The sequence below is a fragment of the Aridibaculum aurantiacum genome (assembly GCF_017355875.1).
Classification (GTDB): domain Bacteria; phylum Bacteroidota; class Bacteroidia; order Chitinophagales; family Chitinophagaceae; genus Segetibacter; species Segetibacter aurantiacus.
In genome coordinates this window covers 125,214-142,826 of record NZ_JAFEWC010000001.1, presented here as the reverse complement: position 1 = coordinate 142,826, position 17,613 = coordinate 125,214, and the positions used below count along the sequence as shown (strand labels likewise).

14 protein-coding genes are annotated in these 17,613 nt (G+C 42.6%); 9 read left to right on the top strand and 5 right to left on the bottom strand.

What is annotated here, in order from left to right; translation table 11 throughout:
- Positions 1–169 precede the first annotated feature (169 nt).
- The 5 genes from lptB (at position 170) to J4N22_RS00505 (ending at position 5,518) form a co-directional block, all read left to right on the top strand.
- Positions 170–1,003, top strand: a complete 834-nt coding sequence (gene lptB / locus J4N22_RS00525) for an LPS export ABC transporter ATP-binding protein (RefSeq protein WP_207491590.1) — start codon at positions 170–172, stop codon at positions 1,001–1,003.
- A gap of 47 nt (positions 1,004–1,050) precedes the next feature.
- Entirely contained in the window at positions 1,051–2,556 is a 1,506-nt protein-coding gene (locus J4N22_RS00520) for a GH3 auxin-responsive promoter family protein (RefSeq protein WP_207491588.1), read from the top strand.
- 85 nt (positions 2,557–2,641) lie between these two features.
- Entirely contained in the window at positions 2,642–3,391 is a 750-nt protein-coding gene (fabG, locus tag J4N22_RS00515) for a 3-oxoacyl-[acyl-carrier-protein] reductase (protein WP_207491586.1), read from the top strand.
- 199 nt (positions 3,392–3,590) lie between these two features.
- Positions 3,591–3,848, top strand: coding sequence for a hypothetical protein (locus tag J4N22_RS00510; protein WP_207491584.1), 258 nt, complete (start codon positions 3,591–3,593; stop codon positions 3,846–3,848).
- A gap of 104 nt (positions 3,849–3,952) precedes the next feature.
- A complete protein-coding gene (locus J4N22_RS00505) occupies positions 3,953–5,518 on the top strand; it encodes a SulP family inorganic anion transporter (protein WP_207491581.1) in 1,566 nt (521 codons plus the stop codon).
- Between the two features lie 57 nt (positions 5,519–5,575).
- On the opposite strand, the gene J4N22_RS00500 is transcribed toward J4N22_RS00505, so the two are convergent.
- From J4N22_RS00500 to J4N22_RS00485, 4 genes are all read right to left on the bottom strand, one after another.
- On the bottom strand, positions 5,576–6,349 hold the full coding sequence (locus J4N22_RS00500; protein ID WP_207491578.1) for an enoyl-CoA hydratase/isomerase family protein: 774 nt from the start codon (positions 6,347–6,349) through the stop codon (positions 5,576–5,578).
- Between the two features lie 115 nt (positions 6,350–6,464).
- Positions 6,465–8,513 carry a phenylacetic acid degradation bifunctional protein PaaZ gene (gene paaZ / locus J4N22_RS00495; RefSeq protein WP_207491576.1) on the bottom strand — a complete coding sequence of 683 codons (2,049 nt, stop codon included), beginning with the start codon at positions 8,511–8,513 and terminating at the stop codon, positions 6,465–6,467.
- 227 nt (positions 8,514–8,740) lie between these two features.
- On the bottom strand, positions 8,741–10,399 hold the full coding sequence (locus tag J4N22_RS00490; protein ID WP_207491573.1) for a tetratricopeptide repeat protein: 1,659 nt from the start codon (positions 10,397–10,399) through the stop codon (positions 8,741–8,743).
- A gap of 51 nt (positions 10,400–10,450) precedes the next feature.
- On the bottom strand, positions 10,451–11,152 hold the full coding sequence (locus tag J4N22_RS00485; RefSeq protein WP_207491571.1) for a universal stress protein: 702 nt from the start codon (positions 11,150–11,152) through the stop codon (positions 10,451–10,453).
- A gap of 126 nt (positions 11,153–11,278) precedes the next feature.
- Here J4N22_RS00485 and J4N22_RS00480 point away from each other — a divergent pair, with 126 nt between their 5' ends.
- The 4 genes from J4N22_RS00480 to J4N22_RS00465 are packed head-to-tail and all read left to right on the top strand — an operon-like array spanning position 11,279 to position 16,143.
- Complete coding sequence (locus J4N22_RS00480; RefSeq protein WP_207491568.1) at positions 11,279–11,968, top strand: response regulator; 690 nt, start codon at positions 11,279–11,281, stop codon at positions 11,966–11,968.
- 5 nt (positions 11,969–11,973) lie between these two features.
- Positions 11,974–13,374 (top strand): sensor histidine kinase, encoded by a 1,401-nt coding sequence (locus J4N22_RS00475; protein WP_207491565.1) that lies wholly within the window; start codon positions 11,974–11,976, stop codon positions 13,372–13,374.
- 47 nt (positions 13,375–13,421) lie between these two features.
- Positions 13,422–13,982: a hypothetical protein gene (locus J4N22_RS00470; protein WP_207491562.1), complete on the top strand. Its 561-nt coding sequence runs from the start codon at positions 13,422–13,424 to the stop codon at positions 13,980–13,982.
- Positions 13,983–14,001: 19 nt separating this feature from the next.
- Positions 14,002–16,143, top strand: coding sequence for a cation:proton antiporter (locus J4N22_RS00465; protein ID WP_207491560.1), 2,142 nt, complete (start codon positions 14,002–14,004; stop codon positions 16,141–16,143).
- 14 nt (positions 16,144–16,157) lie between these two features.
- On the opposite strand, the gene J4N22_RS00460 is transcribed toward J4N22_RS00465, so the two are convergent.
- Positions 16,158–17,534, bottom strand: a complete 1,377-nt coding sequence (locus J4N22_RS00460; protein WP_207491559.1) for a chloride channel protein — start codon at positions 17,532–17,534, stop codon at positions 16,158–16,160.
- Positions 17,535–17,613 lie beyond the last annotated feature (79 nt).

Here is a 17,613-nt window from a genome sequence, read left to right as displayed (position 1 = left end):
TGGAGGCGAGATGCGGTAGATGGTTTTAATCCAGAAGTATAGAAATTGATGCTTCTGAACTCTATAATAAACCAGCACTTTTCCTGAACAACCACATTACCGGAAACTAATTTGTTAACCCTCACCCCTAAAAGGTTCATTCTCCTATTTTTGCTAACAAACATTTAATTTGAGCCTAACGATCCATACTGACAATCTTGTAAAGACTTACCGTAGTCGTACGGTGGTTAATCACGTTTCGGTAGATGTAAAGCAAGGGGAGATAGTAGGGTTGCTGGGACCCAATGGTGCCGGTAAAACAACTACCTTTTACATGGTAGTAGGTTTAATAAAACCTGACGAAGGAAAGGTGTACCTTGATGATAAGGACATTACCAAATTACCTATGTACAAACGTGCCCAGATGGGTATCGGATACCTGCCACAGGAAGCCAGTGTTTTTAGAAAACTTACCGTAGAGGATAACATAAAAGCAGTGCTGGAAATGACTAAGCTGAGCCGGAAGGAACAAAAGCTAAAACTGGAAAGCCTGCTGGATGAATTTAACCTGCACCATGTACGGAAAAACAATGGTGATAGCCTGAGTGGTGGTGAGAGACGTAGAACAGAAATTGCCCGTGCACTGGCCGTTGATCCAAAATTCATTTTGCTTGATGAGCCATTTGCCGGCGTAGACCCAATAGCCGTAGAAGATATTCAAAGCGTGGTAGCCAAATTAAAATACCGCAACATTGGAATTCTTATCACGGATCACAATGTAAACGAGACCTTATCTATTTGTGATCGTGCTTATTTATTGATCGATGGAAAGATCTTTAAACATGGTACGGCAGAGCAATTATCCGACGATCCTGAAGTGAGACGTTTGTACTTAGGAACAAACTTTGAACTGAAACGTAAAGACTGGATCATAGATATGGAGCGGAACAATGCACTGACACGTGCCGCCAATGCTGCTGCACCTATTGAAGACACCGAAGATTCGTCATCTACTAACTTATAAAAATGGTTGTTACATTGTAACAACGTATCGTACTGCAAATACAATTCATGAAACTGCTTAGCCCTGCTATATCGCGTTTGGCCCGTTTGCGAATGGGAAAAATAGATAACTGGATACAGAACCCTGTGCTGGCGCAACGTGAGGTTTTACAAGAACTCATCACTGCTGCACAGTACACGGAGTTTGGCCGCAAACACGGCTTCGATTCTCTGTTCACCATCAAAACATTTAAAGAAGCAGTACCCATTCATGAGTATGAAGACCTGAAGCCATACATAGAAAGAATAATGAATGGCGAAGAAAACATCTTGTGGAATACACCTATAACATGGTTTGCAAAAAGCAGCGGCACCACCAGCGACAAAAGCAAGTTTATTCCTATAAGTGAAGAAAGCCTGGAGGAAACACATTTCCAAGGCGCTAAAGATGTTCTTACGCTTTACTATGCTTTCAACCCTGACAGCGATCTGCTTACAGGAAAAGGATTGGTGATAGGTGGCAGTCACCAGGTAAGTAAGCTAAACGAAGAAAGCCAGTATGGCGACCTGAGCGCAGTGCTTATGCAGAACACACCTTTCTGGGGTCACTGGCTGCGCACTCCCGATCTTTCCATTGCACTTATGGATGAATGGGAATCAAAAATTGAACGACTGGCCGATTCTACCATACTTGAGAATGTTACCAGCATTAGCGGTGTACCTACATGGACACTTGTACTAATAAAAAGAATACTTGAAAAAACAGGTAAGCAAACTTTGAAAGAAGTATGGCCTAACCTGGAACTATACATTCATGGTGGCGTTTCGTTTACGCCTTATAAAGAACAGTTTGCAAAATTGATTGGTGCTCCCATTCATTACGTGGACCTGTACAATGCAAGCGAAGGCTTTTTTGCTGCGCAAAATGATCCTACACAAGAAGGCATGTTGCTGTTTTTACAGCATGGCATCTTTTACGAGTTCATGCCTGTAGAAGAATATGGTAAAGCACACCCTGAAACCATTGGATTGGCAGCGGTAGAAACAGGCAAGAACTACGCAATGGTCATAAGTACCAATGGTGGGCTGTGGCGTTACCTGCTGGGCGATACCATTGCTTTCACCAGTACTTATCCATTTAAAATAAAAGTGACCGGAAGGCTCAAGCATTTTATCAATGCTTTTGGCGAAGAGGTGATAGTGGATAATTCGGATCGCGCTATAGCTGTGGCTTGCGAAAAGACAGGCGCTATAGTAAATGATTATACAGCAGCTCCCATCTACTTCAGCGAAGAAGGTAATGGCAGCCACGAATGGCTGGTAGAGTTTGAAAATCCTCCATCTGATATAGGGCTATTTACTTATGAATTGGACAATGCTTTGAAGAGCGTGAACAGTGACTATGAAGCAAAACGTCATAAAGACATTGCACTGCGCATGCCTGAAGTACATGCTGTAGCCAAAGGTGTTTTTGAACAGTGGCTAAAGACCAAAGGCAAGCTTGGCGGCCAGCACAAGATCCCTCGCCTAAGCAACGACAGGAAGTACCTGGAAGAGATCATGCAATACATGTAATGCAGCGGCAATGGTTCTTCAAAGGCTATTACACTTACTTTTGCCAGCAATCAATAAAGATCATCCTTAACACAAATAACGAAGTATGAAACTACTTGAAGGAAAAGTTGCCATAGTAACAGGTGCCAGTCGTGGTATAGGTGAAGCCATAGCTGTAAGACTGGCTGAACAAGGTGCACACATCGCGTTCAGCTATGTAAGCAGCGATGAAAAAGCAAAGGCTTTGGAAGACAAACTGAAAGGTTTTGGCGTAAATGCGAAAGCATATAAAAGCAATGCAGGCATATATGAAGATTGCGAGCAAATGGTAAACGATGTGCTGAAAGAGTTCAATACGATAGATGTATGTGTGAACAATGCCGGCATAAGCAAAGACAATCTGCTACTGCGTATGACACAGGAACAGTGGGATGATGTGATGATGATCAACCTGAAGAGTGTGTTCAACATGACCAAGCAGGTGATAAAGCCTATGATGAAAGCCCGCAAAGGAAGTATCATAAATATGAGTTCAATAATAGGTATGCGCGGTAATGCAGGCCAAAGTAGTTATGCGGCATCTAAAGCAGGTATTATTGGATTTACAAAATCGATGGCGCACGAACTTGGTAGCCGCAACATCAGGTGCAATGCAATAGCGCCAGGTTTTGTAGAAACGGACATGACCCACTACCTGCAGGAAGGTGATGCTGCAAAAGCTTTCTTACAAAAAATTCCTCTGGGACGTTTTGCCACTGCAGCCGAGATAGCAGATAGCACCCTTTATCTTGCAAGCGACATGAGCAGTTATGTAACAGGGCAGGTAATAAGCGTGTGCGGAGGCTTGAATATATAGAAGTGCTTAAAACATTAAGAAGGCTTTAAAGTACAGCTGTAAGAGCCTAGTTATCAATAGTAGAAGGCCGGTATTATTACCGGCTTTTTTATTTCATTTTAAGCTTACCGCTGCAGTAGTTGTTTAACCATTGGTTAAAGGTTATATTCGCCACTTTATGAAAATGCTCCGGCTCATATCCTTGTTACTCTGTTTGCTCATGACGATCCAGGTGCTTCCTGTAAAGCAAATAGGAATAACACTAAGCCAGGAGCAGTGGACAGAAGAGGTTCCTCATACTACCAACGATGGAAGTAAAAGCGACCTGAAACCGGTGCTTTCTCCATTTTTGCCTGCAGTTACCAATGCTAATATTTCTGTGATAACAGAACAGATGGCAATGGTTCACCTGCATGTATCTTCCACTATTCCATCCAACCATTCTATTGATGTGGTTTCTCCTCCTCCAGACCTGTAGATATTTCTCCGACTTGCATTGCCATAGATTCAATCCTTCACCATTATCAACAAGCACGGGTAGATAATCAGCCCGGCTTATCATTTTTTTGAAATAAACCTAACATGAAAAATTTTTTCCGGAACGTTGGAGCTGATTTTCCAGCTTCTATTGTTGTGTTCCTTGTAGCGCTACCACTTTGTTTGGGAATTGCATTAGGATCAGGTGCTCCTTTATTCTCAGGTATCATTGCTGGTATCGTAGGCGGTATCGTCATAGGCTCTTTAAGTGGCTCGCAGCTGAGTGTTAGTGGACCCGCTGCAGGACTTACTGTTATTGTAGCTGCAGCTATCCTGAACCTGAAGGTATTTGACGCTTTTCTATTGGCCGTTGTACTGGCAGGCGCTTTCCAAATCCTCTTTGGATTTTTAAGAGCTGGTATATTGGGTGATTATGTACCAAACACAGTTATCAAAGGAATGATGGCCGCAATCGGTCTTATTCTCATCTTAAAACAAATTCCACACCTTGTAGGGTACGATGCTGATTTTATCGGCGATGAAAAGTTTCTTCAACTGGATAAACAGAATACGTTCAGTGAACTGGCAAACATGTTCAATTACATTGCGCCACCTGCTGTTGTAATTGGTGTTGTTTCCCTGCTCATCCTTATGTTGTGGGAAACAAAAGCTTTCAAGAAACAGAAGTTCTTGTTGCTGATACCTGGACCACTGGTAGTGGTGGTAGCAGGTGTTTTGCTCAACCAGGCATTTCAACTTTACTCTACTGATTTCAACCTGGAGCAAAAGCACCTGGTAAGCCTGATGGTGGCAGAAGACCTGCCGCAATTCATCTCTTTCTTCACTTTACCTGGCTTCCAGCACATTACTAATCCTGATGTCTGGATATCTGCCGGTACCATTGCAATCATTGCAAGTTTGGAAACTTTGCTAAGTATAGAAGCGGTCGACAAACTTGATCCACTGCGTAGAAGAACACCTACCAACCGTGAGCTAAAAGCACAAGGCGTAGGTAATTTTGTATCAGGAATGATTGGTGGTTTACCACTTACATCGGTTGTTGTACGTAGCTCTGCTAACGTGGTTTCTGGTGCACGAACCAAACTATCAACCATTCTTCATGGTGTGTTTATGCTGGTAGCGGTAATGTTTATACCGCGCATCTTAAACCTGATACCACTTTCAGCCCTGGCTGCCATTCTAATTTTCACTGGTTATAAACTGGCTAAAGTTTCTTTGTTCAAAGACTATTATAAAAAAGGTTGGGACCAGTTTGTTCCTTTTGTAGTTACCATCATTGCCATACTACTTACCGACCTGCTGGTTGGTATCATCATAGGTTTGGGTGTAGGATTGTTCTTTATGATCAGGAGCAATTTCAGGTCATCAGTTTTTGTGGTAAATGACCATAACCGTTACCTGGTAAGACTTCGTAAAGACGTTTCTTTCCTAAACAAGCCAATCATCAAACGCAAGCTTGATGCTGTGCCTGAAGGTAGTTCTGTAGTGGTTGATGCTACTCGTGCTGACTTTATTGATAAAGACATTATTGAAGAGATCAACAATTTCATCATTAATGCAAAAGCAAAAGATATACACGTAGAAGTGAAGAAAACACCGCATAATCCAATGCATCAGTTATTTACTTCAGCTGATGGTAATAAAGATTAAATCCTCATCATCATTTAATGAAAAAGCCTTTGGGAGATCCAAAGGCTTTTTCATGTATTAAACTTTCTCCTTAAACTTTTGTATGAAGTTCCTGCTATGGTTACTTAAGATTAACCTGCCACTGATGGCAGCCCGTTCTACCAGCAACTCATCCCAATTTTCTGTACCCTTCCAAAATATCTTTTTCAGCTCCTTCATAGCATCAGGATTGCTTTGCGCCAGGTTATTAGACAAACGATTAATAGAATCTTCCATGCCTTCTTTCTCCGGGTGAAGCTCAGCATATAAACCTTTGCGTCTTGCCCAGTCAGCTGATCGCCACATGCTGGCATCAATGGTCAATTGGGTAAAAGCAGAAAGACCAATTTTTCTTTCTACAGCAGGACCAACTACAAAAGGACCTATACCTACTGCCAGCTCGCTGAGCTTCACATCTGCACCTTCTACTGCTATAGCATAATCGGCGGCTGCAGCCAAACCTACTCCACCGCCAATACATTTTCCATGAACGCGTGCAATGACGAACTGCGGCGCCCGGCGCATTGCATTGATGACTTTTGCAAAGCCAGTGAAGAATGCTAAGCCTTCTTTTTCGTTTGTGATAGCGGCAAGCTCATCAAATGATGCACCGGCACAAAATGTTTTGTCGCCAGCTGAACGAAGAACAATCACTTTAGTAGCAGGATCATGCGATTCGCTGTGAATGGTTTGCGCCAGTTTCTCCAGCATCATGCCTGGCAGTGAATTGCTCTGCGGGTGAAAAAATTCTATGGTAGAAATGCCATGTTCTCTCTCTGTCTTTACATAGCCTTCCTTTAATTCTGTAATCATATTGACAAGTTTTGGTGTGAATTAATGTATGAAAAGCATAAGTGAATCTACTTCTTTAAAAGTGGATCTACTAGTTGCAGTTTATTACCTCGTATTACTTAACTGGCACAACGAATTAATCCTGGTTTCTTTTCTTCACCATGGTTAGTATGGTAGAAACAGCAACCGTTTCATTCGTCTCGTCATATACCTCTACATACCATTTCACAATCCCTTTAGCTATCTCTTCAGGCTCCCGCTTTTCCTGGTCTATCTTTTCTTTCACCGTTAGCTTTACTCCTATGGTGCTACCTGCATAAACAGGTTTAGTAAATCTTAGTTCATCAATACCGTAGTTCAACAGTACAGGACCTTTTTTCGCATCTACAAAAAGACCCGCAGCTGCACTCATGATAAAGTATCCATGTGCTACCGGCTTTTCAAACAGCGTACCTACCAGCGAGGTATGATCTGTATGCGCATAAAAATGATCCCAGCTGAGGTTGGCAAAATTTACAATATCTGCCTCTGTTACTGTGCGTCGTGCTGTTACTAAAGTGTCACCTATCTGCAGGTCTTCAAAGTGCTTGCGGAAAGGATGTACATCATCTTCTGTTTGCTTTGCATTGGACTGGTATACGTTTGTAATAGCTGTAATGGTAGAAGGAGAACCTTGCACCGCCACACGTTGCATATAATGTTTTACACCACGTACGCCACCCATTTCTTCGCCGTTACCAGCCCGGCCAGGGCCACCATGCACCAGCAAAGGCAGCGGGCTTCCATGGCCTGTACTTTCCTTTGCACATTCATTGTTTAGCACCAGTATACGACCATGATGCGTAGCAGCTCCCAGTACATACTCTTTTGCAATACGGTTATCTGCAGTCACGATAGAACTAACCAATGAACCTTTACCCATTTTAGCCAGTTTAATAGCTTCATCTGTTCCATTATAAGGCATGAGCGTACTTACCGGCCCGAACGCTTCGATGGTATGTACTTCTTCTCCATCAAAAGGATTTTCATCGAGCAGTAGCAGCGGCGACAGGAAAGCGCCCTTTTCTTTATCGGCATCTATTACATCTACATCATCCAGGCTTCCATAAACCAGCTGCGATGTACGCAGCAGCTCTCTCACATGTTTCTTTACCTCTTCTACCTGCTCTTTACCTGCAAGTGCACCCATGCGCACCTTCTCGTTAGTAGGGTTTCCTACAGTTGTTTGACTAAGTGCTTTACCCAGTGCTATATGTACATCTTCCAGCTTATTAGCCGGAACAAAAATGCGGCGTATAGCAGTACATTTTTGTCCTGCTTTCACTGTCATTTCTTTTCTTACTTCTTTAATAAAAATGTCCCACTCAGGCATGCCTGGTGTTACATCTTCACCCAGCACTATACAGTTCAGGCTGTCTGCTTCCATATTGAACGGCACACATTCTTCCAGTATACGCTTCTGCGATTTCAGCATTAAACCAGTAGAGGCTGAACCAGTAAAGGTGATCACATCCTGCATGTTTACATGCTCCAGTAAATTACCTGCGCTACCGCAAATGAGTTGCAATGCACCTTCAGGCAGAATGCCTGATGCAGCAATTTCTTTTACTACTGCCTCGGTTAAATACGATGTAAGAGAAGCTGGCTTTACAATAGCAGGCACGCCAGCCAATAGGTTCACAGCTATCTTCTCCAGCATACCCCACACAGGAAAATTAAACGCATTGATATGAACAGCTATCCCTTCTTTAGGAACGAGAATATGCTGGCCCATAAAGCTGCCGCCTTTGCTCAGGTTATGGCCTTCTCCGTCTATGGCAAATGGTTCATTTGGGAACTTTCTGCGCAGCGATGCATTGGCAAATAAGTTACCTATTCCACCTTCTATATCTATCCAACTATCTAATCGTGTAGCGCCTGTTTTGTAGCTGATGGTGTAGAATTGTTCCTTCTTTTCGGTGAGATGCAAGGCCAGTGCACGCAGCATTCTGCCTCGCTCATGAAACGTCATCTTGCGCAATGCAGGACCGCCTGTTCTACGACCATAATCCAGCATGGCTGCAAAGTCTAATCCTTTGGTAGTGGCTGCGGCTATTGGGTCACCATTTACGGCATCATATAATACCTGGCCGTCACCATCTCCTGTTATCCAATTTCCTGAAACGTAGTTCTCTAATTTTCGCATGTGCAATCGTTTGTAAGTCAGCAAATCTATTAAGTAAGGTGCAGATAACTGCACAGTATGTAAAAAACAAAAGCTCCCTGCAATGCAGTGGAGCTTTCGAAAATAGTTGAGGAGTAATTAGCTTTTAAAGTCAAAAGTTGTAAAAAAGGCAGTTGCCTATAAAGGCAACTGCTCATCAAAAACGACAACATGAAAAACGACCCTAAAAACTGAATAAACCTTCTTTATTATGATTTCTTAGATGATGCCTGCGACTGCCTGCTGGAGGCTGACATCACCTTCTTAATTTGTTCAGATGTTTGTTTAGCATAAGAATTTTCAGGATCAACCCTTAGAATTCCTTCAAGCTCTTGCAGTGCTGCTGCATAATCTTTAAACACATTAGCCTGTACGTATACCAGGTATGCGTACTGCTGCAATAGCATACTCTTGTTCTTTTGTGGATCTTTCTCAAGGAATGTGATCAACTGGCGTACTGCTGGTACTGCACTACCCGCTGTTGTATCCTTATCGCGAGCTACTGCTGATCTTGCTAAACCGATAAAACCATAAACTTGCTCAGGGTACTTAGTAGCATATGTGTTGAACATGCTATCTGCAAGGTCATAATTCTCTACCTGGAGTGCTGCATCACCAAGGTTATAAATATCAAGGTTAGATGGGCTAGGATTTAAGGCATAGCTCTTCTGCAACCACTGTAACCTGTTAGCAAAATCACCTTTCTTTTTGTATAGCGATGCAATGGTATCCATATACATGTATTGGTTACTCTTCACTGTATCGTTTTGAATAGCCACCTTCAGGTAATTGATAGCTGCATCTTCTCTTCCTGGCATTTTCTTCAGCACATTCGCCGCCAAAAGGTAATCATCCGGTTGAACTTTATCCTTTGGTGCATTTGCTAAATATTGCTCTATGCTTGCACGGGCATTAGCTGTATCACCCAGCCTGTCGTAGTTGTAGGCAAACAATACCGGCAAACGAGGTAGGTCTTTACAATTACCGTTGGCCATAGCCTTACCCTTATCTAATGATTCCTGGTATTTACCTGCGCGGAAAAGATAGTCAGCGTAGAAGAAGTCTACGTTACAATCTTTATCACTGTTAGCCATATAGTTTTCCAGGTATTCTTTTGCTTTGTTTACATCACGCTGAGCGTAGTAGTTGTACAGCTCCAGGTATGCAGGTGCATATTTAGGATCTGACTCTGTTGCTCCAATAAAATATCCTTCAAATTTCTCCCTGTTGCCTTGTGTAAGGAAGATCTTTCCCAGCCGGTACTTAGCAGCTGCGTGGTTAGGATCAACTCTTAATGCACTTGTAAATGCACCATATGCATCACCACCTCTGTCGTTACCCATCTTCAGGTAGTTGATACCCATGTTCATGTATGTCTCTGCATTGTTTGGATCAATAGCTGCTGCTCTTTCCAACACTGCTATACCATATGCAGGATCACCTACAGTAGATGGACCATCTGCATTTGCCCTACCTACTGCATTCAAAATAGCAGGGTCTTCTTTCTTTCTCCTGGTACTGCTGGCGATTGCTTCTTCAAACAGTTGCTTTGCTTTAGCATTATCACCTTCCAGCAATGCTATATGTCCAAGACCTACAGTAAGTATAGGAGCTTGAATACCGCTTTGTACTGCATTTTGGTATACTGTTTTAGCAGCTTGCAGATCATCTTCTTTCAGGTGTGTTTGTCCAAGCCAATAAATAGCGTCAGCATTTTTTGCTTTATTTGCCAGCACCTGGTTCAATGTATTTTTTGCGCTGGTATATTTTCCGTAATAAATATGCGATTGAGCTTCCTCTACACTCTGCGCCTGCAGTTGTGTAAATCCGAAACCCATCATCAGTCCAATTGCTAATAATTTTTTCATTGTGTCTGTTTTTTAGGTTAACGTTCTTATGTTGTTTCAGTCTACGATTTGTTATTGTAGCAGTAAAACATCGCTCTGCAAATGATGCAGGTAGTTGTTTACAGCTTTTGCTTCGCTGGCTCCTTTTACTCTTGAAAAAGCCACAGGGCATCTTACATATGACTTCAGCCATTGATATGCCTGCAGAGCACCGAGCGGAGCAAAATCATCTTGTTCTGTATCCTTGTTTTCATTGAAGGATACCAGGTGCACATCTACAGGGTTTCTCCTGCTTATGGCACTTACCTGCTCAAGTAGATTACCTTGCACATCGTGCTGCACCGGCACTACCACAGAGGTGGTACGTGTAGCTTTGGTCTTCACTTTCAGCACCGGAACACCCGCAGCTGAAGCTATTCTTTCAAGAAAACCATTGCTTGTAGAAGGCCACCAGAACTTATTCTCAGGTATTACTACCAGGTCGGCTTTATCTTCTCTTGCTTTATTGGCAATGGCTTCAGCGGTAGTATAATATTTACTATAGCTAGTACTGAAAGTGGTGTTGGAATTTTTCAATCCCGTTTCATACTTTCTTACTTCCGGCTGCTGCCATTTAAAAAGTTTAGCTTTGATGTCAAAGAAAGGGTCGTGCATTTCGGCAAGAATAATCTGCGATGCAGTGGCATCTGCCCATTCCAGGGCTCGCTGTACAGCCACTTTATGTAGCAGTGACCAGTGAACCGGAATAAGGATCTTTTTGAACCCGCCTTGCATGCTTCCCTTGTTTATACAAACTTAATGGTGCGGAATTAGCAGCGCATTAGTTGAACATTAGAATGTGATTAGAATAAATAAGAGGCACTGCTTCAACCTTACCTGGACGTCAACTTTGTGATCATCATGGAAGAAAGAAAAATCTTGATAGTAGAAGATGAAGAAAAAATAGCTGATACTCTGAAGGTTGGCCTGGTAGAAAATGGCTATGCTGTAGAGGTAGCCTATAATGGAAATGTTGGCCTGAAGATGTTTAATAATGGTAATTATAACCTGGTAATCCTGGATATAAACTTACCCGGCCTGAACGGCTACGAGCTATGTAAGATGATCCGTGATAAACAACCGGGCATGCCTATTATCATGCTTACTGCGCTTGGCTCTTTGGATGATAAAATAGAAGGCTATGATGCAGGTGCAGATGATTACCTGGTAAAGCCTTTCCAGTTCAAGGAACTATTGATGAAGATTAGGGTGCTGCTGAAACATACGATGCAGCAAAACCTGCCTGTAGGCAATGTATTACGCGCTGCTGACCTGATGATGAATGTAGATACCAAAGAAGTTAAGCGCGGCGATACAGCCATCAATCTTACAGCAAAAGAATTCCAGCTGCTGGAATACCTGATGCGCAATAAAAATAAAGTGGTAGCACGATCAGATATTGCTATCAATGTGTGGGATATAGATTTTGATACCAATACCAACGTGATCGATGTGTATATTAGTTACGTGAGGAATAAAGTGGATAAGAAGTTTGAAGAGAAACTTATTCATACTTATGTAGGTATGGGTTATATACTGAAGGATAAATAACAAGAATGCCTGTCAAACTCCGCATAACGCTGCTGTTTACCGTACTTGCCGGGTTGATACTGGGTATTGTTTGTGTCTTTGTCTATTACTATTTCGAAAATTCACGCACTGCTTCTATAAAAACGCGCCTTACCAATCGTGCCATTACTGTAGGAAGATTATTAAGTCAACGTGAGATCTTTTCTAATGAACTTATCAGGAGGATAGACTCATCTACTTCTTTTGTTTTAAAGAACAATGTGATACTCGCCTACAATAGCAACAACCAAAAAATATATAGCTATAGCAGTTTAACGGGTGATAGTTTAGATGTAAGCCAGCAGCTGATAGATAATGCCAGGAAGCGTGGTAAGATAACCTTTACAGCAGGAAATAAAGAAGCAGTGGCTTACAGGTATGTGGCCAACGGAATGGAGCTGGTAACCATAGCTGCAGGAGAAGATGCCGAAGGAAAAGAAGACCTGCATAGCTTGTTTAATATTTTGATGGTAAGTTTCCTTGCCGGCCTTTCGCTTGCTGGTTTGGGTGGTTATTATTTTTCCAAAAGGTTGCTAAAGCCTATCAATAAAATAGCTACAGATGTAAAAGACATCTCTGCAATGAGCTTATCGCGACGATTGGTAACTGGTACAGCCAACGATGAATGGCATCATCTTTCTACCACCCTGAATGATCTGCTGAACAGGCTGCAGGAAAGCTTTGATATACAAAAGCGATTCATATCGAATGCATCACATGAATTGTCTACACCGCTTACTTCAATATCGAGCCAGATAGAAGTGTCACTGCAGCGTGAACGCAACGCAGGTGAATACAAAGAAGTGCTGCAGTCCATTTACCAGGATGTGATGCATATGAGCAACCTGACGCAGACGCTGCTGCAGTTTGCACAAGCATCGGGAACACCCGGCGGTTTAGAGATTGCATTGGTACGTATAGATGAAGTACTGCTTCGGCTTCCATCGGAGGTGGTAAAGGCAAATAAGGGCTATAGTGTGCTATTGAACTTTGATGAACTTCCTGACGAGGAAGAGGGGCTGCTGGTTTTTGGTAATGAACACTTGTTGTTTACTGCTATAAAAAACATAGTGATGAATGCCTGTAAATATTCTAATAACCACCAGGCGGTAGTGTGGTTGCATAGCACAGAGGCAGGGCTAAAGGTAGTGGTGGAAGATAAAGGCATTGGCATACCAGAAGAAGACCTGCCAATGATCTTCCAGCCTTTTTACAGGGTAAATGATAACAAACAGCGCGAAGGTTTTGGCCTGGGCCTTTCGTTAGCTTCGCGTATCATCAACCTGCACAAAGGACGTGTAGAGGTACAATCTGAACTTGGTAAAGGAACCACCTTTACCATTCATCTTCCGGGGGCAAAACAATTTATAAGTGAAGGCAAAAGCTGATAAGCTGCTGCTTTATATATTTCTTCAGTCATTGAAAAAGAATAATTATGCGAGGGATCATGTTGTTGATTTTACTGGTTACGTTCACAGGTTGCGACCTTCGACAGCGAGAGTTGGCTATGGAAAAGAGAGAGGCCGAAATAGCAGAGCGTGAGCAACAGTTGGCGCTAAGAGAAAAATCGATAGAGGTACGTGAACTGCAAATGCTGGAGAAGGAGCGGAAGTTTGATTCTACATCAAGAGATAGTGCCATCACCTTCAATCCTGCACTTCCTGGTCAATGGGCTGCAAAAATGGTATGCAGTGAAACAACCTGTACCGGCAGTGCAGTCGGCGATACAAGAAATGAGACATGGACATTTAACTATGAGAACAACAAACTAATAGTACAAGCACTTTCTGGTGACAAGCTGGTGCGTGTGTATACCGGCACTTATACCAACAATGTAATAGAACTGGTAGAAAATGTAGAGCCTACTGCTACAGCGCCTGCTACCAAAATGGTGGTGCGTATAACAGTGATCAACAACAACAGCATGGAAGGTATACGTGAGATCGTACGGCCCGATTGTAGAATTGTTTATTCACTGCAGCTATCAAAACAATAATCACCGTTAACTTACAAGAATGGTATTTCTTTCTGAACTGAATTTCGAACTGCCTTTGCGTAACCCGGTGATCATTTTTTCACTTGTGTTATTCATTATACTCTTTGCACCTATTCTTTTCAACAGGATCAAGGTGCCCCACATCATCGGGCTTATCCTGGCAGGCATTATCATTGGGCCCTATGGCTTCAACCTGCTGTTGCGAGATAGCAGCATTGTATTATTTGGGACCGTGGGTTTGTTGTACATCATGTTTACCGCAGGTCTTGAAATAGACCTGGAAGAATTTAAAAAGAACCGGGTAAAGAGCCTTGTGTTTGGCTTATACACTTTTATTGTCCCGATGATACTCGGGATCATAGCTGTCTACTACCTGCTGCCATTCAATCTTCCATCTACCATTCTGGTGGCTAGTATGTTTGCTTCGCATACGCTGCTTGCCTATCCTATTGTTAGCCGTTACGGTATTTCTCGTAACCGGTCTGTAACACTTACCATAGGTGGAACCATTATTACAGATATACTTGCTCTACTTGTTCTAGCTGCCATAGTGGGCACAACCAAAGGCGATATAACATCTGCCTTTTGGATACGGCTGGCAGTTGCTTCTGTGATTTTTGCGGCCATTGTTCTTTTTGTTTTTCCCATCATTGCGCGTTGGTTCTTCAAGAAATTTGATGACAACATATCGCAGTACATATTCGTACTGGCGCTTGTTTTTCTTGGTTCCTTCCTGGCAGAGGCCGCAGGTTTGGAAGCTATCATTGGCGCCTTCCTTTCGGGTCTTGCGTTGAACAAATTCATCCCGCACTCATCACCATTAATGAACCGGATAGACTTTGTAGGGCATGCTTTGTTCATTCCATTTTTTCTTATTGGCGTTGGTATGCTGGTAGATTTCAGTGTATTGTTTAAAGGGCTTGGTGCCTTGCGTGTAGCAGCTGTGATGATAGTGGTGGCTGTTATCAGCAAGTACATAGCAGCATGGTTCACGCAAAAAACATTTAAGCTGGGAAGCGAAGAACGCCAACTGATATTTGGACTAAGCAATGCAAGAGTAGGCGCAACATTGGCGGTAGTATTGGTTGGTTATAATGTGATACTTGGTGAAACCCCAACGGGTGATCCCATTCGTTTATTGAATGAAGATGTATTGAATGGTACCATCTTAATGATCCTTGTTACCTGCACCATTAGTTCCTTTTCAGTAGAAAAAGCATCAAGGAAAATAGCCTTGTTAGAAACCGCTACAGAAAGCGAGGAAGAAAAAAACCTAACAGACCGCATCTTGATATCACTTGCGTATCCTGAGAATGTTGTCAACCTTGTTGACCTAGGGTTTTTGCTTCAACCACATAAGAGTAAGTCGCCACTGTATGCACTGCATGTAGTAGATGAACAGGAGAAGGCTGAGAACAGCAGCAGCGTAGGTAAGAAAATGTTAGAAACAGTAACACGTCATGCGGCAGCTACAGATAATTCAATTATCCCGCTTACCCGTTACGACATGAACATTACCAACGGGATCATTTACACCATAAAAGAACATTCTATCACTGATGTGGTTATTGGACTTCATCATATGGCTCATGAAGGACATCATTTTCTTGGACCACTGGCAGAAAAGCTGTTAGAAAGAACCAACGAAACGATTTATATATACCAGTCTACGCAGCCGGTTAATACGCTTAAACGAGTTATTGTAGCTGTTCCACCCAATGCAGTTTTTGAACAAGGATTTCACCATTGGTTTACCCGTATAAGAACAATAGCAAGGGAAACTGGCTTGCCGCTTCATATTTATGGAAGTACCAACGTGCTTGACGTAATGAAACAGCTAAATGAAGAAGATGGCGCTCCACTTAATATCACTTTCATACGCTTTGATGACTGGCAGGAGTTCCTGATTTTTAGCCGCGAGGTAAGACAAGACGATTTGTTCATTATTGTTTCTTCCAGGAAAGGCTACTTATCGTATATCCCTGAATTAGATAAACTACCAAAGTACCTGAGCAAGTATTTCCTGAATAATAGCTTTATCATTCTTTACCCGTCACAGTTCCAGGATTATTCTAATGCAGATTTAAAGCCATTAGAAAATAATGCAGAACTTCTGGACAAGGCAGGTAAGTATGTAAAGAAGATCTTTACCGGTTCTTAAAATAATGCTTGAAGCTACTTCTGAAGAGGTTCATCCTTCTTTTCTTCAGATTGATTAACGTCTTTTAGGTATTGCTTTTTAAGATGATCGTAGAAAGAACGCTTATCTACTAATAGGGCAACCATGTTTGCTATCATAGCAGCAAGCATCAGGTAAAAAATGATGCTATGCCTGTCGGTCATTTCGAGCACAAGAATAGCGGCAGTAAATGGCGTACGTGTAACACCGGTAAGAAAGCCCACCATTCCTGCCAGCATAAGCATATTGGCATTGGTGGCGCTCATGTGGAAGTAATCTGCAATGAAGGCGCCCATAGTAGCACCGGCGGTCAACGATGGAGCGAATACACCTCCGGCCCCTCCTGACACAAAAGTGATAACAGGCCCCAGCATCCTTAACAGCGGCACATACCACTCCATCTGTTTGTTGTTGGAAAATAACAATGGGTTCATTATCTCATTGCCTGAGCCAAGTATAGAAGGATGAATAAAAAAAGCTATCACTGCTATGGATAAGCCACAGCCCAACACCCACAAGTATTGATGCGATAACTTCTTCAGGTGGTTTTGTCGCCATGCTAACAACTGCAACATTACTTTGGCAAAATAAGCCCCTGCAAGACCAGCAGATATGGATACCAGCAACACACCTGCAAAGATGTATGGCGATAGATCATTTACCTTTGGAAAGCCTAGATATAAGTAAGGCCCGAGAATAGCCTGGGCAGTAAGACCCGCAATTATAACTGCAGAAAATAGTGCTGTTCTAAAGTAGCTGATATGCGTTTTTGTAAGCTCTTCTACGGCGAAAACAATTCCTCCTAATGGTGTGTTAAATGCCGCAGCCAGGCCGGCCGCAGCACCTGTCATTATCATATTGCGCTTGGTGATCTTTGGCCAGTTGGCAGGTATCCACCGGTTCACCAGGTAAAAGACGGATCCGGCTATTTGTATGGTTGGTCCTTCTCTACCTATAGCGCCGCCACCAAACACCAACAATACGCTCGATATAATTTTTACAACAATGATCTTGAAGCCAAGCAGCTTACTGATCTTATTATTCTGCGGTGGATTTGCAAGCTCTATGGAAGCCATTACTTGTGGAATACCACTTCCCCTGCTATAAGGTGCAAAAACATTTACCAGTAAAGCTGCAAGAAGAAAACAAACCGGCGCAAGCAGTAAGATCATCCATTTGCGATGTTCTATGATACTTATTGAAAGATCTTCAGCAAAGGAAAATAACGCTGCATAGCCAACAGCTACTCCGCCAGCCAGTAAAGAGGCTATCCAAAATGGCAAAGCTTGCAACAAGCCAATACGGATACGTTCGTTCCCTATTTTATTTACCTGTCTTATTATCCAAAGCCAACTGTTAGAAATATACCTCATGCAATGCTGTTTGTACAAGTGCAGAAAGAAGGGCCGAAGGGTGAGAATGAAAAGTGAAATTAGGAAAACAAGTTGGCTA

Bases quoted from the DNA above. Each gene is read 5' to 3' on its own strand.
- paaZ (WP_207491576.1), bottom strand. From the start codon at position 8,513: ATGCGAAAATTAGAGAACTACGTTTCAGGAAATTGGATAACAGGAGAT.
- J4N22_RS00465 (WP_207491560.1), top strand. From the start codon at position 14,002: ATGGTATTTCTTTCTGAACTGAATTTCGAACTGCCTTTGCGTAACCCG.
- J4N22_RS00490 (WP_207491573.1), bottom strand. From the start codon at position 10,399: ATGAAAAAATTATTAGCAATTGGACTGATGATGGGTTTCGGATTTACA.
- J4N22_RS00480 (WP_207491568.1), top strand. From the start codon at position 11,279: ATGGAAGAAAGAAAAATCTTGATAGTAGAAGATGAAGAAAAAATAGCT.
- J4N22_RS00505 (WP_207491581.1), top strand. From the start codon at position 3,953: ATGAAAAATTTTTTCCGGAACGTTGGAGCTGATTTTCCAGCTTCTATT.
- fabG (WP_207491586.1), top strand. From the start codon at position 2,642: ATGAAACTACTTGAAGGAAAAGTTGCCATAGTAACAGGTGCCAGTCGT.
- J4N22_RS00520 (WP_207491588.1), top strand. From the start codon at position 1,051: ATGAAACTGCTTAGCCCTGCTATATCGCGTTTGGCCCGTTTGCGAATG.
- J4N22_RS00510 (WP_207491584.1), top strand. From the start codon at position 3,591: ATGACGATCCAGGTGCTTCCTGTAAAGCAAATAGGAATAACACTAAGC.
- J4N22_RS00485 (WP_207491571.1), bottom strand. From the start codon at position 11,152: ATGCAAGGCGGGTTCAAAAAGATCCTTATTCCGGTTCACTGGTCACTG.
- J4N22_RS00500 (WP_207491578.1), bottom strand. From the start codon at position 6,349: ATGATTACAGAATTAAAGGAAGGCTATGTAAAGACAGAGAGAGAACAT.
- J4N22_RS00470 (WP_207491562.1), top strand. From the start codon at position 13,422: ATGCGAGGGATCATGTTGTTGATTTTACTGGTTACGTTCACAGGTTGC.
- J4N22_RS00460 (WP_207491559.1), bottom strand. From the start codon at position 17,534: ATGAGGTATATTTCTAACAGTTGGCTTTGGATAATAAGACAGGTAAAT.
- J4N22_RS00475 (WP_207491565.1), top strand. From the start codon at position 11,974: ATGCCTGTCAAACTCCGCATAACGCTGCTGTTTACCGTACTTGCCGGG.